1 protein-coding gene is annotated in these 364 nt (G+C 53.6%); it reads right to left on the minus strand.

Annotation, left to right across the window (positions count from 1 at the left end; all coding sequences use genetic code 11):
• Nucleotide 1 precedes the first annotated feature (1 nt).
• Nucleotides 2-364, minus strand: a 363-nt coding sequence (locus tag HK25_RS12175; RefSeq protein WP_143296012.1) for a carbohydrate porin, incomplete at its 5' end; no start/stop codon positions are given.

Genomic DNA, 364 nt, shown 5'->3' on the forward strand with positions numbered 1-364 from the left:
TTTACTTTCTGATACGGTGTAGGTCAGCGATATTGAGGCCTGGGTTAAGCTCGAACGTGAAGGTCAGACCGGCCTGTATAGCGTGAGTGATATGAGGGCGCGGGGCTGCCGCAGCCAGCTGATCGGGGTTCCAGATATACTCAAAATAAGGGGACAGACTGACCCCAGGCGCCAGGTTAAAACCATACAGCGCTTCAAGCATCGTCTCAGAATCAGGCCACTTGCTGTTATAACCCTGCGACTGCAGCGAGGCATTCATTGAGCGGGTCACTTTGTGGTTCCACAAAAAGCTCTGCACAACAACACCGGCATAATCGCTCGGACGCGAACTGAACGGACCCCAGTCAAACAACCCGCCGACAAA

This window comes from Acetobacter sp. DsW_059 (assembly GCF_002153695.1).
Taxonomy (GTDB): Bacteria; Pseudomonadota; Alphaproteobacteria; order Acetobacterales; family Acetobacteraceae; genus Acetobacter; species Acetobacter thailandicus.